At 67.1% G+C, this 25,730-nt stretch carries 26 protein-coding genes; 14 read left to right on the plus strand and 12 right to left on the minus strand.

All coding sequences use genetic code 11. The features are described from left to right. On the minus strand, window positions 1–923 hold a 923-nt coding region (gene coxB / locus AC1DQJ_RS01975; protein WP_477599743.1), incomplete at its 3' end, for a cytochrome c oxidase subunit II. Window positions 924–1,179: 256 nt separating this feature from the next. Between coxB and AC1DQJ_RS01980 the strand changes: the two genes are divergently transcribed. The 3 genes from AC1DQJ_RS01980 (at window position 1,180) to AC1DQJ_RS01990 (ending at window position 5,224) form a co-directional block, all read left to right on the plus strand. Beyond that, on the plus strand, window positions 1,180–1,536 hold the full coding sequence (locus tag AC1DQJ_RS01980) for a DUF3140 domain-containing protein (protein WP_477599745.1): 357 nt from the start codon (window positions 1,180–1,182) through the stop codon (window positions 1,534–1,536). A 69-nt stretch (window positions 1,537–1,605) separates the two neighbouring features. Then, a complete protein-coding gene (gene tldD, locus AC1DQJ_RS01985; protein ID WP_477599747.1) occupies window positions 1,606–3,036 on the plus strand; it encodes a metalloprotease TldD in 1,431 nt (476 codons plus the stop codon). 133 nt (window positions 3,037–3,169) lie between these two features. After that, window positions 3,170–5,224 (plus strand): TonB-dependent receptor plug domain-containing protein, encoded by a 2,055-nt coding sequence (locus tag AC1DQJ_RS01990; protein WP_477599749.1) that lies wholly within the window; start codon window positions 3,170–3,172, stop codon window positions 5,222–5,224. A 78-nt stretch (window positions 5,225–5,302) separates the two neighbouring features. Here AC1DQJ_RS01990 and AC1DQJ_RS01995 read toward each other — a convergent pair whose 3' ends face one another. Continuing rightward, window positions 5,303–7,144: a peptide MFS transporter gene (locus tag AC1DQJ_RS01995; RefSeq protein ID WP_477599751.1), complete on the minus strand. Its 1,842-nt coding sequence runs from the start codon at window positions 7,142–7,144 to the stop codon at window positions 5,303–5,305. A gap of 190 nt (window positions 7,145–7,334) precedes the next feature. Between AC1DQJ_RS01995 and AC1DQJ_RS02000 the strand changes: the two genes are divergently transcribed. Then, entirely contained in the window at window positions 7,335–7,832 is a 498-nt protein-coding gene (locus AC1DQJ_RS02000) for a DUF427 domain-containing protein (protein WP_477599753.1), read from the plus strand. Window positions 7,833–7,836: 4 nt separating this feature from the next. Here AC1DQJ_RS02000 and AC1DQJ_RS02005 read toward each other — a convergent pair whose 3' ends face one another. From AC1DQJ_RS02005 to AC1DQJ_RS02015, 3 genes are all read right to left on the minus strand, one after another. Further along, window positions 7,837–8,232, minus strand: coding sequence for a GFA family protein (locus AC1DQJ_RS02005; protein ID WP_477599754.1), 396 nt, complete (start codon window positions 8,230–8,232; stop codon window positions 7,837–7,839). A 2-nt stretch (window positions 8,233–8,234) separates the two neighbouring features. After that, window positions 8,235–9,593 (minus strand): glutamate--cysteine ligase, encoded by a 1,359-nt coding sequence (locus AC1DQJ_RS02010; protein ID WP_477599756.1) that lies wholly within the window; start codon window positions 9,591–9,593, stop codon window positions 8,235–8,237. Between the two features lie 70 nt (window positions 9,594–9,663). Then, window positions 9,664–10,398: a 16S rRNA (uracil(1498)-N(3))-methyltransferase gene (locus AC1DQJ_RS02015; RefSeq protein ID WP_477599758.1), complete on the minus strand. Its 735-nt coding sequence runs from the start codon at window positions 10,396–10,398 to the stop codon at window positions 9,664–9,666. A 48-nt stretch (window positions 10,399–10,446) separates the two neighbouring features. Between AC1DQJ_RS02015 and ppk2 the strand changes: the two genes are divergently transcribed. Both ppk2 and AC1DQJ_RS02025 read left to right on the plus strand, forming a co-directional pair. Beyond that, on the plus strand, window positions 10,447–11,220 hold the full coding sequence (gene ppk2 / locus AC1DQJ_RS02020; RefSeq protein ID WP_477599759.1) for a polyphosphate kinase 2: 774 nt from the start codon (window positions 10,447–10,449) through the stop codon (window positions 11,218–11,220). A gap of 13 nt (window positions 11,221–11,233) precedes the next feature. Continuing rightward, the gene (locus AC1DQJ_RS02025; RefSeq protein ID WP_477599761.1) at window positions 11,234–12,427 is read left to right on the plus strand and encodes a winged helix-turn-helix domain-containing protein; all 1,194 of its coding nucleotides are present in this window, start codon (window positions 11,234–11,236) and stop codon (window positions 12,425–12,427) included. Window positions 12,428–12,429: 2 nt separating this feature from the next. Here AC1DQJ_RS02025 and AC1DQJ_RS02030 read toward each other — a convergent pair whose 3' ends face one another. The 4 genes from AC1DQJ_RS02030 to AC1DQJ_RS02045 all read right to left on the minus strand — a co-directional run bounded on the left by AC1DQJ_RS02030 (window position 12,430) and on the right by AC1DQJ_RS02045 (window position 17,779). Beyond that, window positions 12,430–13,236 (minus strand): hypothetical protein, encoded by an 807-nt coding sequence (locus AC1DQJ_RS02030; protein ID WP_477599763.1) that lies wholly within the window; start codon window positions 13,234–13,236, stop codon window positions 12,430–12,432. A gap of 63 nt (window positions 13,237–13,299) precedes the next feature. Continuing rightward, window positions 13,300–15,087 carry an ABC transporter ATP-binding protein gene (locus AC1DQJ_RS02035; protein ID WP_477599764.1) on the minus strand — a complete coding sequence of 596 codons (1,788 nt, stop codon included), beginning with the start codon at window positions 15,085–15,087 and terminating at the stop codon, window positions 13,300–13,302. Then, entirely contained in the window at window positions 15,087–16,877 is a 1,791-nt protein-coding gene (locus AC1DQJ_RS02040; protein WP_477599766.1) for an ABC transporter ATP-binding protein, read from the minus strand. The genes AC1DQJ_RS02035 and AC1DQJ_RS02040 overlap by 1 nt, the downstream gene beginning before the upstream one ends. Window positions 16,878–16,981: 104 nt before the next feature. Continuing rightward, on the minus strand, window positions 16,982–17,779 hold the full coding sequence (locus AC1DQJ_RS02045; RefSeq protein ID WP_477599768.1) for a class I SAM-dependent methyltransferase: 798 nt from the start codon (window positions 17,777–17,779) through the stop codon (window positions 16,982–16,984). A 384-nt stretch (window positions 17,780–18,163) separates the two neighbouring features. On the opposite strand from AC1DQJ_RS02045, the gene ubiA reads away from it, so the two are divergent. After that, entirely contained in the window at window positions 18,164–19,096 is a 933-nt protein-coding gene (ubiA, locus tag AC1DQJ_RS02050) for a 4-hydroxybenzoate octaprenyltransferase (protein WP_477599770.1), read from the plus strand. A gap of 169 nt (window positions 19,097–19,265) precedes the next feature. On the opposite strand, the gene AC1DQJ_RS02055 is transcribed toward ubiA, so the two are convergent. After that, window positions 19,266–19,682 (minus strand): MerR family transcriptional regulator, encoded by a 417-nt coding sequence (locus tag AC1DQJ_RS02055; protein WP_477599772.1) that lies wholly within the window; start codon window positions 19,680–19,682, stop codon window positions 19,266–19,268. Between the two features lie 157 nt (window positions 19,683–19,839). Between AC1DQJ_RS02055 and AC1DQJ_RS02060 the strand changes: the two genes are divergently transcribed. The 4 genes from AC1DQJ_RS02060 to AC1DQJ_RS02075 all read left to right on the plus strand — a co-directional run bounded on the left by AC1DQJ_RS02060 (window position 19,840) and on the right by AC1DQJ_RS02075 (window position 22,997). Continuing rightward, window positions 19,840–20,574 (plus strand): SDR family NAD(P)-dependent oxidoreductase, encoded by a 735-nt coding sequence (locus AC1DQJ_RS02060; RefSeq protein ID WP_477599773.1) that lies wholly within the window; start codon window positions 19,840–19,842, stop codon window positions 20,572–20,574. Beyond that, window positions 20,571–21,341: an SDR family NAD(P)-dependent oxidoreductase gene (locus AC1DQJ_RS02065; RefSeq protein WP_477599775.1), complete on the plus strand. Its 771-nt coding sequence runs from the start codon at window positions 20,571–20,573 to the stop codon at window positions 21,339–21,341. The genes AC1DQJ_RS02060 and AC1DQJ_RS02065 overlap by 4 nt, the downstream gene beginning before the upstream one ends. Before the next feature lie 109 nt (window positions 21,342–21,450). Beyond that, window positions 21,451–22,056 carry a TetR/AcrR family transcriptional regulator C-terminal domain-containing protein gene (locus AC1DQJ_RS02070; RefSeq protein WP_477599777.1) on the plus strand — a complete coding sequence of 202 codons (606 nt, stop codon included), beginning with the start codon at window positions 21,451–21,453 and terminating at the stop codon, window positions 22,054–22,056. Next, a complete protein-coding gene (locus AC1DQJ_RS02075; protein ID WP_477599779.1) occupies window positions 22,056–22,997 on the plus strand; it encodes a fatty acid desaturase family protein in 942 nt (313 codons plus the stop codon). The genes AC1DQJ_RS02070 and AC1DQJ_RS02075 overlap by 1 nt, the downstream gene beginning before the upstream one ends. Here the strand turns inward: AC1DQJ_RS02075 and AC1DQJ_RS02080 are convergent. After that, complete coding sequence (locus tag AC1DQJ_RS02080; protein WP_477599781.1) at window positions 22,994–23,581, minus strand: HdeD family acid-resistance protein; 588 nt, start codon at window positions 23,579–23,581, stop codon at window positions 22,994–22,996. The two genes, AC1DQJ_RS02075 and AC1DQJ_RS02080, sit on opposite strands and share 4 nt — an antisense overlap. Before the next feature lie 98 nt (window positions 23,582–23,679). Between AC1DQJ_RS02080 and AC1DQJ_RS02085 the strand changes: the two genes are divergently transcribed. The 3 genes from AC1DQJ_RS02085 (at window position 23,680) to AC1DQJ_RS02095 (ending at window position 25,298) form a co-directional block, all read left to right on the plus strand. After that, window positions 23,680–24,342: a class I SAM-dependent methyltransferase gene (locus AC1DQJ_RS02085; RefSeq protein ID WP_477599783.1), complete on the plus strand. Its 663-nt coding sequence runs from the start codon at window positions 23,680–23,682 to the stop codon at window positions 24,340–24,342. A gap of 44 nt (window positions 24,343–24,386) precedes the next feature. After that, window positions 24,387–24,728: a VOC family protein gene (locus AC1DQJ_RS02090; protein ID WP_477599785.1), complete on the plus strand. Its 342-nt coding sequence runs from the start codon at window positions 24,387–24,389 to the stop codon at window positions 24,726–24,728. 69 nt (window positions 24,729–24,797) lie between these two features. After that, window positions 24,798–25,298 carry a YkgJ family cysteine cluster protein gene (locus AC1DQJ_RS02095; protein ID WP_477599787.1) on the plus strand — a complete coding sequence of 167 codons (501 nt, stop codon included), beginning with the start codon at window positions 24,798–24,800 and terminating at the stop codon, window positions 25,296–25,298. Here the strand turns inward: AC1DQJ_RS02095 and AC1DQJ_RS02100 are convergent. Next, window positions 25,295–25,576 (minus strand): hypothetical protein, encoded by a 282-nt coding sequence (locus AC1DQJ_RS02100; protein ID WP_477599789.1) that lies wholly within the window; start codon window positions 25,574–25,576, stop codon window positions 25,295–25,297. The genes AC1DQJ_RS02095 and AC1DQJ_RS02100 overlap by 4 nt on opposite strands. Window positions 25,577–25,730: the final 154 nt, after the last annotated feature.

Genomic DNA, 25,730 nt, shown 5'->3' on the forward strand with positions numbered 1-25,730 from the left:
GCCGCAGCGGCGGTCGGGGCCGCAGCGCCTTCGGCGGCGGGCGCCGCAGCGGCCGGAGCGGCGGCGGCTGCTGCCGCCTTGCCCTTGGCCTCGTCAGCCGCGGCGGTCATCGAGCCGCCCTTCGAAGCCACCCAGGCTTCGAATTCCGGCTGGGTCACGACCTTGATTTCGATCGGCATGAAGGCGTGATCGACGCCGCAGAGTTCCGAGCACTGGCCATAGAAGGTGCCGGTGCGCTCGGCCTTGAACCAGGTTTCGTTGACCCGGCCCGGGACCGCGTCGATCTTCAGGCCGAAGGCCGGCATGGCGAAGGCGTGGATCACGTCGGCGCCGGTGACCATGACGCGGACGGTCTTGTTGACCGGCACGACCAGCGGTTCGGTCGAGGCCAGACGGAAGGGAACGCTGCGCTTCTTGGCTTCTTCTTCGGGCAGCATGTTCGAGACGAACTCGCCGACCTTCTGATCCGGAAGCTCATAGCCCCAGTACCACTGATAGCCGGTCGCCTTAACCGTCAGGTCGGGCTTGGGCATGTCGTGATAGGCGAACAGCAGCCGGAACGAGAAGATCGCGATGAACATCAGGATCAGGACCGGGACGACCGTCCAGATCACTTCGATCAGGGTGTTGTGGCTCCACTTCGCCGGAACCGGGTTGGACTTCTTGTTGTAGCGGATGACCACCCAGATCAGCAGCGCCAGCACGAACACCGAAATGATCGTGATGAGCGGCAGCAGGATCAAATCGTGGAATTCGTGCGCAGCATGCTTCAACGGCGAAGCCGCCGGCTGCAGGGAGATCCCCCCCGGGGTCGGTTGACCCATCAAATCTTCCGCGAGCGCCTGGACGCTCCAGAACGCCGACGTCGCGCCCGCCGCGGCGGCCGCCGCCCACGTCCGCATGCCCTGAACCCTAGACTTCATGTCCCCTCGGTCTGCTTGGCCGGCCGCGCCTCGCGAAAGACGATCGCCCCCGCCGACTGAATCAAGGCGAGCGCGCCGCACAAAACGCGAGGCCCCGCCCTTCAGCGGCGGTCCATACGCGCTCTCCCTGGCCTTGCCAAGGCGGTAAGACCCCCTATGGCGCAATGTCTCGCCGATAGGGCGGTCGATCCGCCGGGGTATGCATCCGAAAACCTGGATTTGGCGTAACTTCGGAACCTTAAGACGAGAGCTTCGCATGTATCTGCCGCCCGAAGAGGAAGCCCGGGTCCGGCAGGACTTCGACGCCGTCGTGAACATGACGCCCGCCGCCCTGAAGGCCTGGCTCGACACGGATGAGAGCAAGAAGGTCGGCTTTCTCCGGCGCGGAGAGACGGAATCCGTTGGGCGCCAGTCGGCGCGACGAATCCTGGAGATTCGCGCCACGGCGATCGAAGACATGACGGACGCGGACTATCGGCACATGAAAAAGGTCATCGGCTACGCTAGGCGGCACCTCGCCCAGCGACCGTGGGGCGACGTCACCCACACCCGCTGGCGCTGGTCGCTGATGAACTGGGGTCACGATCCGCTGATCGGACGCCACCTCCCTTGAGCCGGTTTGGGGTGACGTTCGGCCCGCGACCCCCTATTTCTGATGGCTCGCCTTTCGAAAGCACCGCCGATGAACGCCCTGACCTCCGCGCCCTCGATTCTCGACTCCGCCGGCATCGCCCCCGAACGGGCGCGCGAGATTCTCGGCGAGGCCCTCGCTGGGGCCGATGACGGCGAACTTTTCGTCGAGCGCTCGGAGAGCGAGGCCTTCCTGTTCGACGACGGGCGCCTGAAGTCCGCGGCCTATGATTCGTCCGAAGGGTTCGGCCTGCGCGTGGTGGCCGGCGAAACCGCGGGCTACTCGCACTCCAGCGAAATCTCCGAGGCGGCCATCAAGCGCGCCGCGCAATCGTCGGCCCTGGCCAAGCGCGGCTATTCGGGAGTGTCCGCCGAGGGGCCGCGCGCCACCAACACCAAGCTCTATGGCGAGGACGATCCCACAGCCTCGCCCGCCTTCTCGGACAAGGTCGCCCTGCTGCAGGAAATCGACGCCTGGGCGCGGGCGCGCGATCCGCGGGTCGTCCAGGTCATGGCCAGCCTCGCCGGCGAACGCCGCACGGTCGAGATCCTCCGCGCCGACGGACGCCTGATTCGCGACGTGCGCCCCCTGTGCCGCGTCAACGTCCAGGTGACTGTCGAGAAGGACGGCAAGCGTGAGAACGGCTTCGCGGGCGCCGGCGGCCGCGCCGGCTTCGAGGCCTGGATCAGCCCTGACAAGTGGCAGGAGCAGGCCGAGGAGGCTCTGCGTCAGGCCCTGGTGAACCTCGAGGCGGTGCCCTGCCCGGCCGGTGAGATGGACGTCGTCCTCGGCCCCGGCTGGAACGGCGTGCTGCTGCACGAAGCGGTCGGCCACGGCCTGGAAGGCGATTTCAACCGCAAGGGCACGTCCGCATTCTCCGGCCGCATCGGCGAGCGTGTCGCCGCCCCCGGCGTCACCGTCTTCGATGACGGCACCCTGCCCGGCCGCCGCGGCTCGCTGACCGTCGATGACGAAGGCACGCCGACCGAACGGACCATCCTGATCGAGGACGGAATCCTGGTCGGGTACATGCATGACCGAATGAGCGCCCGGCTGATGGGCCTGACCGCCACGGGCAACGGCCGGCGCCAGTCCTACGCCCACATGCCGATGCCGCGCATGACCAACACCGCCATGATGGCCGGAACCCACAAGCGCGAGGAAATGATCGCCTCCACCAAGCGCGGCCTCTACTGCGCCAACTTCGGCGGCGGTCAGGTGGACATCACCAATGGCAAGTTCGTCTTCCAGTGCACCGAGGCCTACCTCATCGAGGACGGCAAGATCACTACCCCGGTGAAGGGCGCGACCCTGATCGGCGATGGCCCTTCGGCCCTGACCCGCGTGACCATGATCGGCGACGATTTCGACTTCGACCCCGGCGTCGGCGTCTGTGGCAAGTCCGGCCAGAGCCTGCCGGTCGGCGTGGGTCAACCCTCGCTGAAGCTTACCGGCCTGACCGTCGGCGGCACCAACATCTAGCGTGGAATGGGGACGTCGCAGCCTCGGTAACCAGCGAAAACATTTCGGCGATTTAATCCACCTTTCCTGGATTTAATTGGCTTCCCCAAGCCCTCGCAGGTCACTTGCGAGGGCACTTGGGGGATATTGTTACATGTTCGTTTCGGCCTTGGCGTCCGTACTTGCCCTTGCGGCGCCTGATGCTGCGAAGGACGCGCAGACGACTGCGCCGGCGCCCGTCGCCACCGTCGCACCGCCTACTGAAGGGGTGATCAGCTACCAGCCGGATTTCTTCGCCGCCGCCCAGCCGACGACCGCGTACGACATGCTGCTCCGCCTGCCGGGCTTCAACATCGATAGCGGCGATTCGGTCCGCGGCTTCGAGGGCGCGGCCGGCAACGTCCTGATCGACAGCCAGCGGCCGGCGACCAAGACCGACAATCTCGAGGAGATCCTGCGCCGGGTTCCGGCCTCGCAGGTCGTCCGCATCGACCTGATCCGCGGCGGCGCCCCGGGCATCGACATGCAGGGCAAGTCGGTGCTGGCCAATGTCATTCGCAAGAAGAGCGGCGGCTTCCGCGGCATGGTCTCGCTCTCCGGCCGCACGGTCTATGACGGCCGCGCCACCGTCGGCACCCGGGTCGAGCTGTCCGGCGGTGACGGCGCACGCACGTGGGAAACCTCGTTCAACATGGGCAAGGGCATCGACGATGGCTCTGGCGAGGGCCAGGGCGTCCGCACCGGGCCAAGCGGCGCAGTCATCCAGCGCTCTGACATCGACCAGGAAGGCGACACCATCCAGACGACGCTGACCGGCGCCGTTTCGACCCCGCTGCTGGGCGGCAAACTCAAGCTGAACGGCCGCGTCTTCGACGACAGCTACAAGTTCGACGAAGTGAACCACATCACGTTCCCGACCTCGCGGCGTGAATCGACGGTCGACCACTATGACGAACTGCAAACCGAGTTTGGCGGCAGCTTCCTGCGCGACTTCGGGTCCAAAACCTCGCTGGAGGTGATCGGCCTGCGCCAGGACGCCCAGCAGGACATCGTCTCGGACTTCGCCGCCGAGTCGCGCGCGGCGAATTTCACCCTGGACCGCACGACCAGCGAAACCATCGGCCGCGCGGTGTTGAAATACCGCCCCAACGACAAGTTCTCGGTCGAGACCGGCGGCGAGGTGGCGATCAACGTCCTGGAGAGCGAGACCGCCTACGCCGAGAACGGCACGCCCATCCCGCTACCGGCGGCCAATGTCCGCGTCCAGGAGGACCGGGGCGAGGCGTTTCTGAAGACCGTCTGGCGACCAAGCACGGTGTGGACGCTGGAAGCAGGCCTTCGCTATGAGGCCTCGGCGATCGAATCCAGTGGCGACGTGAGCCTGGAGAAGACCCTCTACTATCCCAAGCCGCGACTGGCCGCGACCTGGGCGCCGAACAAGACCACCCAGCTCCGCTTCCGGTTCGAGCGTGTGGTGGATCAGCTGAACTTCGACGACTTCGTCGCTGATTCGTCGCTCAACACCGGGGTCGTCACCGTCGGCAATCCGGACCTGGTCCCTGAGCAGTCCTGGGTCACCGAGGGCGCCGTCGAGCAGCGCTTCAACGGCGGGGCCGTGGTGGTGCTCACCGCGCGTCACTTCGCCCTCAGCGATGTGGTCGACCGTGCCCCGATCTTCCTGCCCACCGGCGTCTTCGATGCGCCGAGCAATATCGGCGACGGGACCAAGGACGAACTGGCCCTGACCCTCAGCCTGCCGCTGGACCGGTTCGGCTTCAAGGGCGCGGCCATCCGCGGCGAATCCACCTGGCGGCATTCGGAGGTCGCCGATCCGACCACCGGCGAGGAACGCGAAATCTCCGGCCTGCATCCCATCGATTGGGAGCTCCACTTCACCCACGACCTGCCCGCCCAACGGATGAACTGGGGCGTGGACGTCTTTGGCGGCTGGCGGGAGACCTACTACCGCTTCGACGAGATCTCGACCGACAAGCTGAAGTCCTACGTGGTGCTGTTCGCCGAGTGGAAGCCGCGATCCGACATCGTGGTGCGCGGCGAGATCCAGAACGCCACCTCGCGAGGCTTCCGCCACACTCGTGAGGTCTATGACGGGCCGCGCAGCACCGCCGACCTGCTGTTCGTGGACGACCGGGACATCCAGGTCGGGTCGATCTACTGGATGCGGGTGCGCAAGACCTTCGGCTCCTGAGCCGAGCGCCGGCGCAAAAGAAAAGGGCCGGGCGCATCGCTGCGCCCGGCCCTTCTGCTTTGTAGACCTCGTTCGAGCTTAGCTCTCGCGGTCGGCCCGGATCGCCGCCGGGCTCACCGCCTGGCGCTCGCCATCCAGCACCGGGGCGATCGGCTCAGGCTGAGCGTGAACCGGGTCGTTGGCCCCATGGGCCCAGTGCTTGATGAAGAAGCTCAGCGCGACGAACACCACGCCGACGCCGACGCCGGCCCAGCCGAGCTTGTTGAACCCGTCCAGCGAAGTGGCGAGCGCCGCCGCCGGGTCGAGCACCTGGCCGCCGACCGTCTCGGTTCCCATGGCGCCGGCGATGATGCCGCCGACGTACTGAGCGATCGAGGAGGACAGGAACCACACGGCCATCATGAACGACACCACCGAGGCCACCGAAAGCTTGGTGATTTCCGACAGGCCGACAGGCGACAGGAAGAGCTCGCCGGTCGTGTGCAGCATGTAGAGCAGGCCCAGCATGATCAGCGGCATGCGGAAGGTTTCGTCCGCCATGCCCTGGGCCCAGACCACGACCAGGAAGCCGAGGCCGACCTGCAGCAGGCCGAGACCGAACTTCAGGACCGGGTTCGGGTCCCGGCCGCGAGCGCCGAGCCAGGCCCACATCGCCGCGAAGATCGGCGCGAAGATCAGGATGAAGCCGGCGTTGAACGACTGGGTCTGGGCGGCTGAGATGCCCATCAGGTCGACGTTGCGGGCGGCGAACAGGTTCAGCGACGTGCCGGCCTGTTCGAACAGGGTGAAGAACACCACGGAGCCGAAGATCAACACCATGGCGAGCATCATCCGCTCGCGTTCGATCTTCGTGCACTTGGCAATCAGGAAGTAGCCGATGAAGCTGAGAGCGGCGACGGTCGAGATCCCCAGCGCCCAGCCGACCAGCTGGTTGCTCTGCACCAGCAGCCAGATCGGGATCACGCCCAGCAGGCCGCCGATATAGATCAGCCATTCGCGGTTGAGCGGACCGGCGACCGGCGCACGAAGCAGTTCGGGGTTCGGCGGCTCGCCCTTGCCTTCGAGGAAGCGCTTGCCGAGCACAAACACGACCCAGCCGAGCGCCATGCCGACTCCGGCGAGGCCAAAGCCGGCCCACCAGCCGACCGTCTGGCCCAGCAGGCCGCAGAGCACCGAGGCCCAAAACGCGCCGAGATTGATGCCGTAGTAGTAGAGCGTGAAACCGGAATCCCGACGCGGATCGCCCTTCGGATAGAGCTGGCCGACGATGGTCGAGATGTTGGGTTTCAGGAAGCCGACGCCCATGATGATCAGCGAGACAGCCAGGAAGAAGGCGTTCTTGCTGAGCGGATCAGTCTGCGCCTCCATCTTGTAGCTGCCTTCCGGCAGGACGTTCGGAATGGCGCCGCCGGGAGCCAGGCCCTTGATCTCCAGGCCGCCGCCTTCCGCGGCGCCGAACTCATAGGGCTTGTCGCCGACCATCAGCTTGACGCTGCGCGACTCCATCCGGCCCTCGGCCACAACCTCGAACTTCTGACCGCCATAGATCAGCTGTTGGGTGGAGGGCGTGCCTTCGACGGCCATGGTCAGGTGACCGGCGACCAGCAGCAGAGCGCCGAAGGCCACGGCCTTGCGGGTGCCCAGATAACGGTCGGCGAGCAGACCGCCAATCAGCGGCAACAGGTAGACCAGGCTGGTGTAGGAGCCGTATTGCGCGCCCGCCGTGGCGTCGTCGAACAGCAGGTGTTGCGTCAGGTAGAAGATCAGGATGCCGCGCATCCCGTAGTAGGAGAACCGCTCCCACATCTCGGCGAAGAACAGGATGATCAGCCCCCGCGGATGCTGCTTCAACAGCTGCATGAGGACGGGGATCCCGGTCGCCAGCGTAATGACGATCCCCAGAAGGACTACAATATTCATGAGGGCGGTGTTCCGATTCCTTGGTCGTCCGGCTTTTTTCAGGGGGTCGTTTTCGCCCCCGCCGGGCTAATTTGGCGGGAGAAGATCACGCGGCAGGGCCAAGCACAAGCAACGCGGCGCCCGCAGCCTGGCGCCATGGGAGCCTCACCCCCATCTCAAGCGTTGCCTAGGCAAAAGGAGGAGCGTCCCCATGCTGACCCCCGGCCCCGACCATCCCATTGAAGTCGTCCCCGCCCGGACCCACTGGCGCGCCATGTACGGCGACCACGTGATCGCCGATTCCGGAGACGCATTGATCCTGACCGAAGCCGGCTACGCGCCGGTGGTCTACTTCCCGCGAGCGGACGTCTCGATGGAGTACTTCTCGCGGTCGGACCGCAAGACCCATTGTCCGTACAAGGGCGAGGCCTCGTACTACACTATCCTGATGGACGGCCGGTTCGCCGAGAACGCGATCTGGACTTACGAGGAGCCCTACCCCGCGATGGAGGTCATCCGCGGGCGGCTAGCCTTCTATCCCGACAAGGTCGAGGTCTACGCGGTCGAGGACATGCTGGTCGATCCCAAGCACCTCCACCCGCAGGTCAACGACATCGTTCAGCACACCGATAGCGGCGCCGGAGCCAGCCAGCGCGACCATTGGCCGCCCAATGTGACGACGCCGCCGCGCGATGGAGGCGTGGTCTAGCCGCCTACGCCGGATCGATCCGCGGCCCTGGCCATTCGGGCCGCGGATCGGGTCCTTCCAGGGTCATGTCCTTTCCGTCCGCCGGGCGCACGGGAATCGCGGACGGATCGAAGCCATCCAGACAGAAGACGTTGACCCCGTAGTGATCGGGGGCCGAGCGCTTGCGATGGAAGGTGTAGATGCCGCACCGGCTGCAGAAGTAGTGCTTCGCCCGCCGGGTGTTCCATTGATAGAGCGACAGGGCGTCCTCGCCCTCAGTGATGGCCAAGGCGCTCTCGTGCACCTTGGCCATGACGGCGTTCTTCTTGACGCACAGTGAGCAGTCGCACGTGGTGAGTTCGGTGATTTCCGCCGTGACCTGAAAGCGGACCGCGCCGCAGTGGCAGGATCCTCTCTGCATGATCAGTAAGCGAAGTCCTCGAACACCCGTCGAACGTCGCCCTTCCAGGGTCCGTGGTACAGTTCGAGCAGGCGTTCGGCCGGAGTGACCCCGCTATCGGCGATCTCTTCCAGCTCGGCCAGGTAGTTGCTCTCGTCGACCATGCCGGCGCTCAGGCGATTGCGGTTCTTCAGGCCCTGCTTGGCGATCGCGACCATGTCCTTGGCCACGTCCTGGACGCTGCGGCCGCCGACCTGCGCCTTCAAGCCCAGGCGCGCGACGTCGGCGCGCAGCCGCTCGTGATCTTCGACCTGCCAGTCCTTGCAGAGGTCCCAGGCGGCGGCCAGCGCAGCCTGATCGTAGAAGATGCCCGCCCACAGGGCCGGCAAGGCGCACAGCCGGCTCCAGGGACCGGAGTCGGCGCCGCGCATCTCCAGGTATTGCTTCAGCCGCACCTCGGGGAAGGCGGTGGTGGTGTGGTCGGCCCAGTCCTTGAGGGTCGGGCGGTCGCCCGGCAGTTCGGCCAGCTCGCCGGCCATGAACTTACGGAACGAGCGACCGGCCAGATCGACGTATTTGCCCTCGCGCTTGGCGAAGTACATCGGCACGTCGAGGATGTAGTTGGCGTAGGTCTCGTAGCCGAAGCCGTCGGCGAACACGAAGTCCAGCATGCCCGTGCGGTCGGGATCGGTGTCCGTCCAGACATTGGCCCGCGCGGACAGGAAGCCTGACGGCTTGCCCTCGATGAACGGCGAATTGGCGAACAGCGCGGTGGCGATCGGCTGCAGCGCCAGGCTAGCGCGGAACTTGGCGATCATGTCGGCTTCGGAGCCGAAATCGAGATTGGCCTGGACCGTGCAGGTGCGGAACATCATGTCGAGGCCGAGCTTGCCGACCTTGGGCATGTACTCGCGCATGATTTTGTAGCGACCCTTTGGCATGACGGGGACCTCGTCCCGCCGCCAGATCGGCGTGTAGCCGAGGCCCAGGAAGCCAAGGCCCAGCTCGTCGGCGACCGTCTTCACCTCTTGGAGGTGCTGGCCGGTCTCCTCGCAGATATCGTGCATGGTCTCCAGCGGCGCGCCGGAGAGCTCGAACTGGCCGCCGGGCTCCAGGCTGACATTGGCCATGCCGCGCTCGAGGGCGATGATGTTCTCGCCCTCGTAGACGCCCTTCCAGCCGAATCGAGTCAGGCCGTTGAGCAGCGCCTGGATGCCGGCCGGACCTTCATATGGAATCGGCTCGCACGTGCCCAACCGGAACACGAACTTCTCGTGTTCCGCGCCGACGCGCCAATTGCTCGAAGGCTTCTCGCCCGCCTCCATCCAGCGGACCAGGTCCTCCAGCGTGAGGGGTCGTCCGTCGGTCACGACGTCGGCCATCTCGTTCTCCCCAACCCTAGTCCCGCCAAAACGGCGCGATCTGTACGCCGTTCAGACAGGTGGGCGCAATTCAGGAAACCTCAAGGCCCCGCCAATCGCCCTGAGCAGCTTGCCAAAGAGTAAGCGCGCTGATGGCGGCGGTGTCGGCCCGCAGTATCCGCGGTCCAAGTGTAGCGGGCGTAGCGTAAGTCAGGTTCCGCAAGGCGTTGCGCTCGCTCGGAGCAAAGCCCCCTTCCGGCCCGATCAGGATCGCCCACGGCGACGCCTCACCCCCGGCGAGGGCCTCCAGAACCGGCTTGGCGTCGCCCGCTTCATCACAGAACAGCAGCCGACGCGGCTGCTCCCAGTCATTGATCAGCCTGGCGAGCTTCACCGGCTCGACGATTTCGGGGACGTCGAGCCGGCCGGTCTGTTCGGCTGCTTCGGCCGCGATGGCCGCCAGCCGGTCGACGCGAGTGCGCTCGGCGTTGGTGCGCTCGGTGATCAACAGGCGGATGCGGCGCGCGCCCAGTTCGGCCGCTTTCTCCACGATGGTTTCAATACGGGCGCGCTTCACCAGGGCGATGATCAGCTCGACGTCCGGCCCATGCACTTGCGGGCGCTCCTGGACGCTCGGCCGCAGGATCACGCCGCGCTTGCCAAGCACCTCGATCGGCGCGCGCCACTCCCCGTCGCGGCCATTGAACACCAGCACCTCGTCGCCGACCGCTCGGCGCATGACGGAGGCGAGGTAGTGGCTCTGGCCGTGGTCGAGCACGAGGGCGACGCCTTGGGCCAAGTCGGATGAGACGAACAATCGGATCATGGAACGAGGTTCTAGCCCTGCCGGCCTGATCAGGACTAGGCTCTCGAGATGGCAAAGTCAGATGATGACGACGACGCATACGAGGCCGAGCTCGCCGAGCTGCAGCTCGCCCTGGTGAAGTATCAGCAGCAGGCGATGTCCGCCGGCGACAAGGTGCTGATCATTCTCGAGGGCCGCGACGCCGCGGGAAAGGACGGGACCATCAAGCGGATGGTCGAATACCTGTCGATCCGCGCGACTCGAGTGATGGCGCTGTCCAAGCCCTCCGATCTCGAACACACGCAGTGGTACTTCCAGCGCTATGTCGCCCATCTGCCGGCGGCCGGTCAGATGGTGATCTTCAACCGCTCCTGGTACAATCGGGCCGGGGTTGAGCGGGTCATGGGCTTCGCCACCCACGAGCAGCAGGAGACCTTCCTGCGCGACGTGCCGCACTTCGAGGAGATGCTGGTCGAGAGCGGCATCCGGCTGATCAAGATCTGGCTGGACATCAGCCGCAACGAACAGGCCGAACGCCTGAAGGATCGCCGCGAAGATCCATTGAAGGCGCTGAAGACCAGCCCGCTGGACGACGTCGCTCAGGCGAAGTGGGACGAGTACAGCCAAGCCCGCGACGCCATGCTGATCCGCACCCATGAGACGATCACGCCGTGGACCTGCGTGGTGACCGACAAGAAGAAGGAGGCGCGGATCAACGTCATGCGCCATGTGGTGCGGACCATCGCGCCCAAGGACCTAGCCAAGAGCGTCGCCAGGCCCGATCCAAAGATCCTCTTCCCGTTCGAGATCAGCGCGATCGCCGAAGGCCGGCTGAACGCCTAGCGGAGACCTCGGGGTGGAGGAGATATCAGCGCGCGAAGCGCGGCGCATCGCCTTGGCGGCCCAGGGCTTTGCCGATCGACGGCCGGCCAGGCCGGGCCGGCAACACCTGCTCAAGACCATCGACCGCCTGGGCGTCATCCAGATCGACTCGGTGAACGTGGTCTCGCGCACCCACTATCTGCCGATGTTCTCGCGGCTCGGCGCCTATCCGCGGCCGATGCTGGAGGAGATCGCCTGGGGCCGCCGCCCGGCGCTGGTCGAATACTGGGCGCACGAAGCCTCGCTGCTGCCGGCCGCCACTCTCCCGCTGCTGCATTGGCGGATGGAGGACGCCCGCGCCGGGGTGGGCACCTGGTCGGGCATCGCCAGGTTCCTGCGCACCCATGCCGAGTTCATCGACAAATGCCTGGCCGAGATCGAAACTCGGGGACCGATGCCGGCCTCCGAGCTCAGCCTCGGCGCCAAGGGCGCAGGCAACTGGTGGGGCTGGAGCGAAGGCAAGCGGGCGCTGGAGTGCCTGTTCTGGGTCGGCGATCTGACCACCGCAACGCGGCGCGGAACTTTCGAACGCGTCTACGGCATACCGGAAGAGGTGTTGCCCAAGGCGGCGCTCGCCGAACCGCCGCCACGCGAAGAAGCCCAACGCGAATTGATCCGCATCGCCGCGCGCGCCCAGGGCGTGGCGACCGAGCGCGACCTGCGGGACTATTTTCGGATGGGCGTTGCCGAGACGAAGGCGCGGATCGGCGAACTCGTCGAGGCCGGCGAACTGCTGCCGGCGAAGGTCAAGGGCTGGGACAACGGCGCCTATCTGCATCGCGACGCTCGGAGACCGCGCAAGGTCGTCGCCAGCGCCCTGCTCTCGCCCTTCGACAACCTCATCTGGTTCCGCGAGCGCACCGAGCGGCTGTTCGGGACCAAGGTGCGGCTTGAGATCTACACCCCGGCCCACAAGCGAGTGCATGGCTACTATGTGCTGCCGTTTCTCCAGGGCGAGGCGATCACCGCCCGGGTGGACCTGAAGGCCGAGCGCAAGAAAGGCGTGCTTATGGTGCAGGCCGCCCACGCCGAGCCGGACTCCAACGCCGACACGCCACAGCAGCTGGCGGCCGAGCTACGGCTGATGGCCGGATGGCTCGGACTCGACCGAATTGAGGTCGCGCCGAAGGGCGATCTGTTCGAACGCCTGCGCGCCGCCTTAGCCTGAACTCAGCCGCGGCCCTTGGGGGTCATCACCAGCCACGGCGTCGCGCGATACCGGAACTCCCAGACGGCCAGCAACTGATCGAGATGGCCCGCGCCCTTGAGGAAATCAGGCAACGGCAGGGTCTTCGGCTGTGGGTCGAGCCGGACGATGTCGTGGGTCGGGGAGAATCGCTCGGTCAGGCGCTCAAGCACGCCCTTGCGATAGACGTCATGGGTCTCGACGATCAGGTCCATACCGGCCAGCGCCGGCGACAGGTCCGGGCGCAACAGGTCGTCTTCGGCGCCCTCGATATCCACGAGCACCAGACAGCGGCGATCCTTGAAGGCCTCGAAGCCTGTGGGTTCGAACTGCTCTCCGATCACCACGCGGTCGGCGACACCGTTCCTGGCGGCGAGCTCCGCACATGCCGCGCGGGCCTGCGGCTGGATATCGAAGGCGTGGACCGTGACCTGCGGCATCAGGCGGGCCAGGCCCACGGCATAGTAGCCTTCGGCGCAACCGACATCGATCACGCAGTCGAGGTCGGCGGTGGCGAAGGCGGCCAGATAGGGGTGCAGTTCTGACTCGTAGGTGCCGATCAGGCGGGGGGTCAGCGCGCCCTCGGTCGCGCTCGTCAGGTATTCCATCCCGGCGAACGGCCCCTGCATGATCTTCGCACCGTGGAGGCGGACATAGGCGTCGGCGATGGCGCGCGAACGCCAGACCGCAAGCACTCGCAGCACCTCGTTCAGCTGACGCGGATCGGCCAGCGGCGGATCACGCGCTAGCCGGTCGCGCAGCCACTGGACCACCTGCTCCACATAACTCATGCATTTCCCCCGGAGCTTTCGGCCCGGGGATGCATACACGGGTCGCCATCCCCGTGTCAGCCGTCAGACCAAGCCTTCGGTCACCGCGTGCAGGCGGGCGTAGGCGCCGCCCTTGCGCACCAGCTCGGCGTGACGGCCCTCCTCGACGATGCGGCCTTGATCAAAGACCAGGATCCGATCGGCGCCCCGGATGGTCGACAGCCGGTGTGCGATGACGATGGTGGTGCGCCCGACCATCAGCTCTTCCATGGCCGCCTGGACCTGACGCTCGGTTTCCACGTCCAGGGACGAGGTGGCCTCGTCGAGCACCAGGATCGGCGCGTCGGCCAGGAACGCCCGGGCGATGGCGACGCGCTGGCGCTCGCCGCCGGACAGCTTGACGCCCCGCTCGCCGACCAGGGTGCCATAGGCCTTGGGCAGCCGTGCGATGAAGTCATCGGCGCGGGCTCGCTTGGCCGCCAGGGCGATCTCGTCTTCGGTCGCTTCGGGCCGGGCGTAGGCGATGTTCTCGGCGATGGTCCGATGGAACAGGGCCGGATCCTGCGGCACCACGGCGATGGCCCGCCGAAGCGCGCCCTGATTGACGTGCGCCACGTCCTGGCCGTCGATCAGGATACGGCCGTCCTGCAGGTCGTAGAGCCGCTGAATCAGCTTCACGAAGGTCGACTTGCCGGCCCCGGTGGGTCCGACCAAAGCGATGCGCTCGCCCGGCGCGATGCGCAGGGAGAACTCCCGATAGAGCGGCGCGTCCGCGGACTTGTAGCGGAAAGTCGCCTTGTCGAAGACGATCTCGCCCAGCTCACCGGCAAAGGCCGGAGCGCTGACCGCGTCCTTCACCTGGGCGTCGGTTTCGGCATAGCGGGCGACGTCCTCGACGTCGTCCAGGCCCTTCTGCATCATGCGGATGTTCTCGCCGATGTTGCGCAGATAGCCGCTCATCAGCATGAACGAGGTGATGGCGAAGGCCACGTCGCCGGCGCTCGCCTCGCCCTTCGCCCAAAGCTGCAGCAGCAGCCCGGTCAGTCCGGCCTGCAGCACGACCAGCAACAGGTTGTGCCAGAGCCAGACATTGATGAACCGGGTCCAAGTGGTCAGGGTCAGCCGCCGCCACAGCGCGGTGATCCCGCCGATCCGTTCCTCCTCGCGTTGCTCGGCGCCGAAAGCCTTCACCGTCGGGTTGGAGGACAGCGAGTCGGCCAGCGCCCCGCCGATGCGGCTGTCCAGGGCGACCGACTTCAGGTTGGCCGGCCGCACGTACTTGGCGGTCAGCACGATGTTCGAGGCGACGTAGAGAACGACGACCGCCAGCGAGAACAGGCCGACCGTGGGCCAACGGGCGATCATCATCCCCGACAAGCCGAACAGCACCAGCATGGCTGGGCCGAGCCACAGGACGACGGCGTCCGACACCATATCGTAGCCCCACATGGCCCGGCTGAGCCGGCGCACGGTCGAGCCTGCGAAGGTGTCGGCGTGCCAGTCGGCCGAGAACGACTGGACCCGCTGGAAGCCCTCGTCGGTCATCTCCTTCATGTTGGCCGCGGCCAACGGATTCCAGAACCGGAACCCGACATTGCGGATGATCGCGAAGGCCAGATAGATGCCGACGAAAACCGCCCAGGCTCGCCAGGCGATGTCGGCGTTGGCCGGCCCGGCGGCGACGGCGTCGACCAGCTTGCCCGCCGCCCACGGCAGGGCGAGGTCGAACCCCACCGCCAGCAGGGTCAGCGAGATGCAGGCGGTCAACAGCAGCGGCCGCCGCAGCCAGAAGCCGGCGATGAAGCCGAGGACCCGGCGGTTGGAAAGCACCCGCTCCTTGGTGTCCTCAGAGTCTTCGTAGTGGTCGGTCACTAGATCATTCCTTCGGTCACGGCGTGCAGCCGGGCATAGGCGCCGCCTTTTTCGATCAGGTCGCTGTGCCGGCCTTCCTCGACGATCCGGCCGTGGTCGAAGACCAGGATCCGGTCAGCGCCGCGGATAGTGGACAGCCGGTGGGCGATGACGACGGTGGTGCGCCCGACCATCAGTTCCTCCATGGCCGCCTGGACCTGCCGCTCGGTCTCCACGTCCAGGGACGAGGTGGCCTCGTCCAGCACCAGGATCGGCGCGTCGGCCAGGAACGCCCTGGCGATGGCCACCCGCTGCCGCTCGCCGCCCGACAGCTTGACGCCGCGCTCGCCGACAGGAGTCTCGTAGCCGTTCGGCAGCCGGGCGATGAAGTCGTGGGCGCGGGCGCGTTTGGCGGCCAGCATCACCTCGTCCGGCGTTGCATCGGGCCGAGCGTAGGCGATGTTCTCCGCGATCGAGCGGTGGAACAAGGCCGGGTCCTGCGGGACCACGGCGATCGCCTGACGCAGGCTGGCCTGGCTGACCTTGGAGATGTCCTGACCGTCGATCAGGATGCGTCCGCCCTGCAGGTCGTAGAGCCGCTGGATCAGCTTCACGAAGGTCGACTTGCCGGCCCCGGTGGGACCGACCAATGCGACCCGCTCTCCCGGCGCGACGACCAGGGTGAAGCCGTCGTATAGGGCGCGCGGCTGGTTGGCGTAGCCGAAGGTGACGCGGTCGAAGACGACCTCGCCTAGCTCGCCGCGGAACGGCGCGGCTTCGGCGGCGTCCATCAGCTGCGGGTCGGTGCGCATGTAGGTGGCGACGTCCAGCATGTCGTCCAGGCCCTTCTGGAGCATCTGGGTGATCTCGCTGAAGTTCCGCATGTAGCCCGCCATGACGATGAACGAGGTGATCGCGAAGGCGACGTCGCCGGGGGTCGCGCGGTCCTGCGACCAGGCATGAACCAGGAAGCCGGTCAGGCCCGCCTGCAGCACGATCAGCAACAGATTCTGCCCCAGCCCGATCACGTTGAAACGGTCCCAGGTCTTGTTGATCGCCCAGCGCCAGGCGTCGGCGGTCTGCGCGAACCGGGCCTCCTCGCGCGCCTCGGCGCCGAAGCTCTTGACCGTCGGGTTGGCCCCGATGGCGTCGGCCAAGGCCGCGCCGATTTCCGAGTCCAGGGCCGTGGACTTGAGGTTGGCGGGACGCACGAAGCGCACCGACATCAGGATGTTGTAGGTCGCGAAGATCGCGATCACGACGGCTACGAACAGGCCGGCCAGCGGCCACTTGAGTCCCAGCGAGATGGCCAGGCCGCCCAGCACCAGGACGGTGGGGATCAGCATGCCGATCAAGGCGTCCGAGGCGCTGTCATAGCCCCACATGGCGCGGCTGACGCGGCGGACCGTGGCGCCGGCGAAATTCGAGGCGTGCCAGTCCGACGAGAAGGCCTGCACGCGGGCGAAGCCTTCCTTGACCATGCGCGACATGATCCGGGCGTAGAAGCCGTTCATGACCCGGAACATGCTGGTCCGCGCCATGTAGAAGCAGAGATAGAGGACCGACAGCGAGGCCCAGGCGATCCAAGCGGCGTCGGTCACCTTGCTGGGGTTTGACACCGCATTGATCAGGCCGCGGGTGGCCCAGGGGATCGAGAGGTCGCAGACTGTCGCCGCCAGGGCCAGGGCGACGATCAGGGCGAAACGGCCGGGTTCGCGCAGCCAATGGCCGGCCATGAACCGCAGCACCTGGAGGTTGCTCAGGGTGCGGGGACGGGTGGAATCCTCGCCGTCATCGTAAGGTTCTGACATGACGCTTTCACAAATCTGCCGACGCGAGGCCGGGATGAAGATGGTGTCGAGTTGGGCGCCGGGGCCCGTGGGGGAGCACGGACCCCGACGCCACTGCCGCGCCCCTAGACGGGTCGGCGGGCCTCGAAGTTGAGTATCCGGCTGGAGCGCCCTGGCCGCCGCCCGGACTGGTGATCGGCGCCGACGGAGATCTCGCCGAAGCCGGCCGCAGCCAGCGCCAGTTCGAACTCCTTCAGCCCCCAGAGCCGGAAGGCCATGACCTCCAGTTCACTCTCCACCAACTTGCCGTCGCGCCAGCGCTCGTAGCGGTCGTGGGTGACCCGTCGCTGCCCGACCAGGTCGATCTCCACGGCGCGCCCCTCTATCCGCAGCAGGTCGCCCGAGGGCGTGGTCCAGGTGCGGATGTCCGGCTTCTCGTTGACCAGATAGCCGAGCGGCATCAGGTCGATCAGCAGCCGCCCGCCCGGGAGAAGGTGATCGAAGAACCGCTTCAGCACGGCCAGCGCCTCGGCGAAGTCGTCCAGCAGGGTGAAGGTCCCGACCGGCACCAGGATCGCCGCGAAGTCGTGCTCGTAGGCGAAGTCTTGGAACCGAGCCTGGCGAAGCGCGGGCGCCAGGCCGCGCACAGCGCAGTGGCGAGCGCAGGAGGCCAGCATGTCGGCCGAGCGGTCGAAGCCCTCGACCTGCAGGCCGGCCTCCAGCAGCGGGATCAGCAGGCGACCGGTGCCGACACCGGCTTCGAGGATCGGCCCCTCCGTTCCAATGAGTCGGTCCAGATAGAAGGGCACGTCCGGTAGCGAGCCGGGCGGTTTGTCGAGGTCATAGACCTCGGTGCACATCGCCCCATAGCGATTGGGAACGGGGCCGTTGTGCAAGACCGAAATAGGTTCGGCGATGGGCATGTCGTCGTCTTTCGAGACAGACGGACTCCGCACGATGCGAGGCAGAAATCCGTGGAATCGGGAGCGCCAGGGATGCGCGGTGCTTTGCGCGGTCAGGCTGGCGATGGAGGTGCAGAGCGGTCCGGAAGGCGGACCCCGCGCGACTTAGTCGCGGAACCTACCGGAGCAGGTGATCACGGCGACAAGCGGCATCTGCGGAGTATGATTGAATGCTTTCACGCTGATCACCTCCCTCGCAGATGGGTTGGCCGGAAACGACGACGCCCGGAACCTGCGCGCCCCGAGTCGACCTGTCAACCACATTGACCGGTGTTATTTGAGACGCATCGCCAAGTTGCGGTGCAGGAGTGGCCGCAGCGTGACAGGCGCGGTAAAGCCCGACGCATGACCGCCCAACTTCCCGACGCCGCCCCCAAAAACTGGGTCGATCGGCACGCCCCTGCGGCTTTGCAGCCCTGGCTGAAGCTCGGTCGCTTCGACCGGCCGGCCGGGATCTGGCTGCTCATGCTGCCGGGTTGGCAGGGCTTGGCGTTGGCCGGCGCGATAGACGGCAAACTGCCCGACCTGCTGCTGATGGCGAAGTTCCTGGTCGGGGCGGCGTTGATGCGCGCCGCGGGCTGCGCCTTCAACGACGTGGTCGACCGGGACATCGACGCCAAGGTGGCGCGCACCGCGATGCGGCCGGTGGCGTCCGGGCAGATCAGCGTCAAGCAGGCCGCCGCCTTCATCGTCGTCTGCAGCCTGATCTCGCTGGGCGTCCTGCTGACCATGCCGCCGCTGGCCATCGGCCTTGGCGCAGCGTCACTCGTCCTGGTGGCCGGCTATCCGTTCATGAAGCGGATCACCTGGTGGCCGCAGGCCTGGCTGGGCTTGACCTTCAACTGGGGGGCGCTGCTAGGCTTCGCCGCGGCCACCGGCGCGATGTCCTGGGCGGCCGTGCTGCTCTACGCGTCCGGCGTGTTCTGGACCCTCGGCTATGACACGATCTATGCCATCCAGGACCTGGAAGACGACGCGCTGATCGGAGTGAAGTCATCGACCCGCCGGCTCGGCGCCGCGGTTCAGAAAGGCGTGCTGGGGTTTTACGTGGTCTGCTTCGCCCTGGCGCTGGCGGCGGCCTGGATTGGCGGCCTCGGCCCGCTGTTCCTGCCGCCGGTCGCCCTCTACGGCATGCACCTGTCACGGCAGGCGGCGCGCACCGACATCGACAACGGACCACTGGCCTTGGCCCTGTTCAAATCCAACAGCCTGGCCGGGCTGCTGCTGTTCCTGGCGCTGGCGGCCGGGGCCTGGAAGGGCCCGATGTCGGGGTTCTGAAGGCGTCAGTCGCCTGTCATCCCGGAAAGCGCGAATGCGCTTTTCCGGGACCTATTCGCGCCGCGTCGCGGGGTTGGGCAAGGCCCAGCGACGCCTCGATGCTCAGGCGTTCATCGGTCCCGGTCTTCGGCCTGGGGGTCGAAACCGGGATGACACGATGAGGACGCTCTCAGCCGCAGGCAGCCTGGCCGGCGGCCTGGGCGAGCAGGGCTTCGGCGCGCTCGCTGGCGGCGTGCAGCTCGGCGATCGCCTCGTCGATTTCCTGGCGCTGGTGTTCGAATGCGGCAATGCGTTCGCGGTATTTGCGCAGGGCGTGAGTGTTCTGGGCGATCAATCCGTCGTCGCGATCATAGAGATCGAAGATGTCGCGAATCTCGGCGAGCGACAGCCCGACCCGCTTGCCCCGCAGGATCAGCACCAGGCGGGCGCGGTCACGGTAGGAGTAGACTCGCGCCTGGCCTTCGCGCGACGGCGAGAGCAGGCCCTGTTCTTCGTAATAGCGCAGCGCGCGCGGCGTGGTCGCGAACTCGCGGCAAAGCTGGGTGATGGTGAAGCTCGTCGCCGGACGGCGAAGCCGTTGAAGCATCTAGACCTCCCAAATGTCTCATGCGGGCGTCTGTTTCCGCGCCCGTCACCCTGCGATCCAACGCCTACCTTACGTGCGCGTCAAGCGTGACGTGGGGTCAGCCTTGCCGGCCCTCTTCCCTGCGCGGAAGGATGACGTAAACAGGGAGGACGAGGCCATGGGCGAGCTGGATTTCACCGGCCGAAACGTGCTGGTCGTCGGCGGCTCCAGCGGGATCGGCAATGGGATCGCCCACGGTTTCCGCGATCACGGCGCGCAGGTCCATGTGTGGGGCACCCGCCCTGCCGCCGCCGACTATCAAGGGGTCGAAGGCTCCGACCTCAGCGGGCTGAACTATGCAAAGGTGAACGTCGCTGAGCGCACGGAGATCGCCGCCAACCAGCCAGACTTCGAGACGCTGGACGTGCTGATCCTCTGCCAGGGGACGGTGGTCTATAAGCGGGGCGAATTCGAGCCGCCGGGTTGGGACCAAGTGATGGCGGTCAACCTCGACAGCCTGATGGCCTGCGCGATGAAATTCCACGACATGCTGGCGGCGGCGAAGGGCTCGATCATCATCGTCAGCTCTGTCTCCGGCTTCCAGGCCAATCGCGGCAATCCAGCCTACGCCGCCTCCAAGGCCGGGGCGGTCAGCCTGACCAAGACGCTCGGCCAGGCCTGGGCGGGCGACGGCATCCGGGTCAACGGGCTGGCTCCCGGATTGGTCGACACCAAGCTGACCAAGGTCACCACCGAGAATCCCGACCGGCTGCGCGGCGCGATGGCCCGCATCCCGGCAGGACGGATCGGCCTGCCCGCCGACATGGCGGGCGCGGCGCTATTCCTGGCCTCGCCGCTGGCCGCCTACGTGGTCGGCCAGACCCTGGTGGTCGACGGGGGGCTGAGCCTGTGAGCCGACTCAGCCGATCGGTGCGCGGCTCGCGGGTGCTGGTCACCGGGGCCGGATCGGGCATGGGCAAGGCGACCGCCGAGCTGTTCGCCGAGGAAGGCGCGCTGGTGGCGGTGACCGACTACGCCCTGACGCCGGCCGAGGCGGTCGCAGGCCCGCTGAGCGCCCTGGGCCTGACCGCCCGCGCCTGGAAGCTCGACGTCTCCGACGCCGCTGAGATCGCCTCGGTCGTGCCGCAGATCGCCGAGCGGCTGGGCGGGCTGGACATCGTCGTCAACAACGCCGGGATCTCGGCTTTCTCACCCATCGACAGCGAGGGCTACGAGGCGGTGTGGGACCGCTCGCTGGCCATACTGCTGAGCGCACACCAGAGGATCATCCGCGCCGCCCTGCCCTTTCTGCGTGCTTCGACGGCGCCGCGGATCGTCAACATCGCCTCGACCGAAGCCCTGGGCGCGACGGCCATGGACAGCCCCTATGCGGCGGCCAAGGCGGGGGTCACCGGCCTGACCCGGGCGCTGGCGGTGGAGCTGGGCCGCGAGGGGATCACGGTCAACTGCGTCTGCCCTGGCCCGATCGCCACTGGCATGACCGCCGCCATTCCCGATGACCAGAAGGCGGTGTTCGCCAAGCGGCGCACGGCGCTCGGCCGCTACGGCGAGCCCGACGAGGTGGCGCACGTGACCTTGAGCCTGTGTCTGCCGGCGGCGTCCTACATCACCGGCGCGGTGATCCCGGTCGACGGCGGGTTGATGGCGCGCAACGCTTGATATTCGGATCATCATGGCCGGGCCGGTCCCGCTGACGCGGCCCCCATGACAATCCTAGGGCCTAGCCTGGGTTGATTGACTCGGGACTTGTACAGCATACAAATAACGCATGAGCAGCGTGCGATCCCTGGCTGACGTCCGCGCCGTGCGCGAGCCCGGCAAGCGCATGCGCTCGCGGCTGCTGGACGCTGCGGTAGAGCTGTTCAAGGCGCAGGGACCGAGCGCGGTCTCGGTGGCCGACATCGCCGCCGCGGCCGGGGCGTTTCCCAGCCAGATCACCTATTACTTCCGCACCAAAGAGGCGCTGTTCGTCGAGGCCGCCTGCCGCGAGGTGCTCTATGTCGCGCGCCAGGCTGAGGAGGCGGCCGGCAAGGCCCGCACCGGGCGCGACTACAACCGTCGCCTGGTCGAGACGGTGATCGGATCTCCGGGCCTGGCGCTGTTCGTCGAAGCGCTGTCCCTCACCCGCCGCCGCCAGGACCTGGCGCCGCTAATCGAGCGGACCTTCGAGCGCCTGCATGCGCAGGGCGACCGAGCCTATGCCGAGACCCGGACCGCCCATGGCTGGAACGGCAGCGACGACACCGCAACCACCGCCCGGCGGTTCTGGACACTGGCTTTGGGCGTCGCCCTGCGCGAGGGGGCGACCGGCGCCAGCGGCGAGGAAGAGGTCGCCGAGATGCTGGCGCTGATGCAGCACGGAAGGATCGCCTGATGGCCGCGGCCGCCCGCCTGGACCCCAAGGACTTCTTCACGGCCGACGAATGGGCGCCGATCTCGGCGCGGTCGTGGTGGCGCGGACCGGCGATGATCGCCCACGCCTGGGCGCTGATCATCGCGGCCGGAGCGATGGTGGTGGTCTGGCCTCTGACCCTGCCGCTGGCGGTGATGATCGTCGGCGCCCGCCAGTTGGGTCTGGCGATCCTGATGCACGACGCCGCGCACGGGGCGCTGCACAAGAACCTCAAGGTCAACGACTTCATCGGCGAGTGGCTGACGCCCGGCGGCCTGCACCGCTATCGCCCCTATCACCTGACCCACCATCGGTTCGCCCAGCAGGGCGAGGATCCGGACCTGGTGCTGTCGGCGCCGTTCCCGATCACCCAGCTCTCCCTGAAGCGGAAGATCATCCGCGACCTGACCGGCCAGACCTTTTTCAAGCAGAGGTTCGGCGGCTTCGTCACGCGTCTGAAGGCCCGCAAGCCCGGCGAGTCGCTCGTCCCGATCATCGCGCAGGAGATCAAGGCCAAGCGCCGCTGGCTGGCCTTCGGCGCGATCGTCACCGCGGTCGGCGCGCCGTTCGGGCTGTGGTGGATCTGGCCGGTTCTATGGGTGCTGCCGCAGGCCACCTGGCTGCCGCTGGTGACCCGGCTGCGGAACATCGCCGAGCACGCCTGCATCGACGTCAATGAGCCCGATCCCAAGCGCCAGGCCCGGACCACCAAGGCCAGCTTCGTCGAGCGGCTGCTGATCGCGCCCTACTACGTGAACTATCACTGCGAGCATCACATGTTCATGCATGTGCCCTGCTACAACCTGCCTCGCGCCCACCGGCTGCTGACCAGCAAGGGCGAAGCCGACAGCATGCTGATCGAGCCCGGCGGCTATCTGAAGGTGCTGAAGCTGGCCTCGTCCAAGGGTCAGGCGAAAGCCTAGCCGATCGTGCGGTTGCGCATCGAGCGGACCTTGAAGCCCAGGAACAGCAGGGCGATCCCGAACACCACGCCGTAGACGCCCAGCCACCAGGTCAGCACCACCGCGCCCAGCATCGGGGCCAGCAGCAGGACGATCCCGAAGCCGATCGAGATCACCGCCGAGAGCGCCAGCCAGCCGCGTGCGGCGACCGGCTCGCGGCGGAACGCGGCGACCAGCTTCACCAGGCCGGCGACCAGCGACCAGATCGCCACGATCAGCACGAAGGTGACCATGCCCAGGTGGGGCATGAAGAACAGGACCAGGCTGGCGATGATGTCGACCACACCTTCCAGGGCCAGCAGGCCCCAGGCGTGGCGCTGACGCATGGCGCGGAAGGCGCTGGCGATGGCCAGGAAGCCGTCGGCCATCAGATAGATCGAGAACACGAACACGAGAGAGAGCGCGGCGGCCACCGGCATGAAGATCGCCAGCAGGCCGAACAGGATGGCGACCACGCCGCGGCCGACGATGGCCTGCCAGACGATCCCGGCGAAGCGCGCCGAGAACAGAGGGTTGGGAGCTCTCAATCCTTGGTCGGTGGTCATGGCGCAATCCCGTTTCAGTGGAAAAGCCGCGCGGGACGCTGAAGGTTCCTCAGGCAGAATCCCGACCCGCCCGGCGGTCGGCGTGGTAGGGGGCGGCCATGATCAGTCCCACCGACGAGGGCCGCCGCGCCTTCATCATCGAGAACACCCGCCTGCAGGCGCCGCCGCATACGCCCGAGCTTTCCCTGCACCTCGCCGACGAGATCACGCCGATCTGGCGGCTGACCGAGGAAGCGCTGGCTGAGATCGGCCTGCCGCCGCCGTTCTGGGCGTTCGCCTGGGCGGGCGGCCAGGCGCTTGCGCGCTATATCCTGGACCACCCCGAAGAGGTCGCCGGCAAGCGGGTGATCGACTTCGCCTCCGGCTCAGGCATCGTCGGCATCGCGGCGATGAGGGCCGGCGCTGGTCATGTGACGGCCGCCGACATCGACCCGTTCTGCGGCGCCGCCCTGGCGGTCAACGCCGCGGCCAACGGCGTGCGAGTGGACTTCACCGACCAGGACCTGCTGGACGCGCCGCCGCCGGACGCCGACCTCATCCTGGCTGGCGACATCTGTTACGAGAAGCCGCTGGCCACCCGGGTGATGGACTGGCTGGCCGCCGCGCACGTGCGCGGGACGCGGGTGCTGATCGGCGATCCGGGCCGCAGCTACTTCCCCCGTGTGGGCCTGGAGCGACTGGCCGAGTACGAGGTGCAGACCACCCGGGAGCTGGAAGACCGCGAGGTCAAGAAGACCGCCGTCTGGACTCTACCGGCCTGAGCCTCTAGATCGGAACAAACTGAGAACTATCTGCGGAGGCCGAAATGCGCGAAGACGGCAAGATCGACTATGTGGAGCTGCCCGGCGGCGATCTGATCGCCACCAAGCGCTTCTACCAGGCCGCATTCGGCTGGAGCTTCACCGACTACGGACCGAGCTATGCGGCGTTCGAGGAAGGCCTCGACGGAGGGTTCGACGCCGACGCGGCGGCTCAGAGCAGCCAGCCGCTGGTGGTGCTCTACGCCCACGACCTGGAGGCCATGGCCGCCAAGGTGCAGGCGTCCGGCGGGGCGATCCTCAAACCGATCTACAGCTTCCCCGGCGGTCGGCGGTTCCACTTCCGTGATCCGTCGGGCAACGAGATGGCGGTCTGGTCGGAGACCTGAGGCCGTCGCCGAACCGTCACGACCCGCCGCTATCGTCCGCAGCCGGATGAAGCGTTTGGGGGCGGGGCGATGGGCAAGAGCTGCGGCGAATGCGGCATGTGCTGCAAGCTGCTGGCCATCCAGGCGCTGGACAAGCGCGCCGGCGATTGGTGCGGGCACTTCAGGCGAGCGGCCGGGTGCGGGATCTATGAGGATCGCCCGCCGGCCTGCCGCGGCTTCATCTGCCTGTGGTTGGATTCCGAAAAGCTGGACGAGGCCTGGCGGCCCGACCGCGCCAAGTTCCTGATGTACACGGAGAAGAACGGCCAGCGGCTCAACGTGATCGTCGATCCGGCCCAGCCCGGCGCCTGGAAGCGCGAGCCCTATTACCGGCGGATCAAGGCGATGTCGGAGCTAGCCCTAGACGGCCGGGAGCTGGTGGTCTGCATCGGCGACCGGCGGATCGTAGTGTTCCCGCACGAGGACGTCGATCTTGGCCTGGTGAACCCCGAGCACAAGCTGGTCAGCGGCTATGCCGAACGCGACGGGGTGATGGTCCCCTACGCGATGATCCTCAGCGACGTCGACTAGCCCAGCTGGGCGATCGTGCTCGGATCGCAGTTGGCGGCCAGTATCGAACCGGCGTCGGCCCCCGCCATCGGCGAGATGTCGTCCGGCTCGGACGGCATGGCCATGGCGTAGCAGGCCTGGGACGGGCTGCTCATGGCGTGCAGTAGTCCGGCGACGTCCTGCTCCAGGATCCAGGTTTCAGCGGCGAGGTCGTCGGCCGAGGTTTGGCCGCCTGGGTGGCTCAGCACCAGCGCGGCGGCCAGCACAAGCGGGATCCCGATGGTTTCGATGGTACGCATGTCTATCCCCTGAAGGGGCTCTATAGCGCGCCATGCTGCAGCGCAGCAACCGGGCAAGCCTAACGCGGCGGCGAAATTGCACAGCCTGGTCGTAGATCGAGGGCGCAGGGAGCATTCTTGCCCCTATAGTGCAGCCGCAGAGACCAATTTTCCG

It is taken from the genome of Phenylobacterium sp. P4_E10, assembly GCF_056401675.1.

Bases quoted from the DNA above. Each gene is read 5' to 3' on its own strand.
- AC1DQJ_RS01980 (WP_477599745.1), top strand. From the start codon at position 1,180: ATGTATCTGCCGCCCGAAGAGGAAGCCCGGGTCCGGCAGGACTTCGAC.
- tldD (WP_477599747.1), top strand. From the start codon at position 1,606: ATGAACGCCCTGACCTCCGCGCCCTCGATTCTCGACTCCGCCGGCATC.
- AC1DQJ_RS01990 (WP_477599749.1), top strand. From the start codon at position 3,170: ATGTTCGTTTCGGCCTTGGCGTCCGTACTTGCCCTTGCGGCGCCTGAT.
- AC1DQJ_RS01995 (WP_477599751.1), bottom strand. From the start codon at position 7,144: ATGAATATTGTAGTCCTTCTGGGGATCGTCATTACGCTGGCGACCGGG.
- AC1DQJ_RS02000 (WP_477599753.1), top strand. From the start codon at position 7,335: ATGCTGACCCCCGGCCCCGACCATCCCATTGAAGTCGTCCCCGCCCGG.
- AC1DQJ_RS02005 (WP_477599754.1), bottom strand. From the start codon at position 8,232: ATGCAGAGAGGATCCTGCCACTGCGGCGCGGTCCGCTTTCAGGTCACG.
- AC1DQJ_RS02010 (WP_477599756.1), bottom strand. From the start codon at position 9,593: ATGGCCGACGTCGTGACCGACGGACGACCCCTCACGCTGGAGGACCTG.
- AC1DQJ_RS02015 (WP_477599758.1), bottom strand. From the start codon at position 10,398: ATGATCCGATTGTTCGTCTCATCCGACTTGGCCCAAGGCGTCGCCCTC.
- ppk2 (WP_477599759.1), top strand. From the start codon at position 10,447: ATGGCAAAGTCAGATGATGACGACGACGCATACGAGGCCGAGCTCGCC.
- AC1DQJ_RS02030 (WP_477599763.1), bottom strand. From the start codon at position 13,236: ATGAGTTATGTGGAGCAGGTGGTCCAGTGGCTGCGCGACCGGCTAGCG.
- AC1DQJ_RS02040 (WP_477599766.1), bottom strand. From the start codon at position 16,877: ATGTCAGAACCTTACGATGACGGCGAGGATTCCACCCGTCCCCGCACC.
- AC1DQJ_RS02045 (WP_477599768.1), bottom strand. From the start codon at position 17,779: ATGCCCATCGCCGAACCTATTTCGGTCTTGCACAACGGCCCCGTTCCC.
- ubiA (WP_477599770.1), top strand. From the start codon at position 18,164: ATGACCGCCCAACTTCCCGACGCCGCCCCCAAAAACTGGGTCGATCGG.
- AC1DQJ_RS02055 (WP_477599772.1), bottom strand. From the start codon at position 19,682: ATGCTTCAACGGCTTCGCCGTCCGGCGACGAGCTTCACCATCACCCAG.
- AC1DQJ_RS02060 (WP_477599773.1), top strand. From the start codon at position 19,840: ATGGGCGAGCTGGATTTCACCGGCCGAAACGTGCTGGTCGTCGGCGGC.
- AC1DQJ_RS02070 (WP_477599777.1), top strand. From the start codon at position 21,451: ATGAGCAGCGTGCGATCCCTGGCTGACGTCCGCGCCGTGCGCGAGCCC.
- AC1DQJ_RS02075 (WP_477599779.1), top strand. From the start codon at position 22,056: ATGGCCGCGGCCGCCCGCCTGGACCCCAAGGACTTCTTCACGGCCGAC.
- AC1DQJ_RS02080 (WP_477599781.1), bottom strand. From the start codon at position 23,581: ATGACCACCGACCAAGGATTGAGAGCTCCCAACCCTCTGTTCTCGGCG.
- AC1DQJ_RS02085 (WP_477599783.1), top strand. From the start codon at position 23,680: ATGATCAGTCCCACCGACGAGGGCCGCCGCGCCTTCATCATCGAGAAC.
- AC1DQJ_RS02090 (WP_477599785.1), top strand. From the start codon at position 24,387: ATGCGCGAAGACGGCAAGATCGACTATGTGGAGCTGCCCGGCGGCGAT.
- AC1DQJ_RS02095 (WP_477599787.1), top strand. From the start codon at position 24,798: ATGGGCAAGAGCTGCGGCGAATGCGGCATGTGCTGCAAGCTGCTGGCC.
- AC1DQJ_RS02100 (WP_477599789.1), bottom strand. From the start codon at position 25,576: ATGCGTACCATCGAAACCATCGGGATCCCGCTTGTGCTGGCCGCCGCG.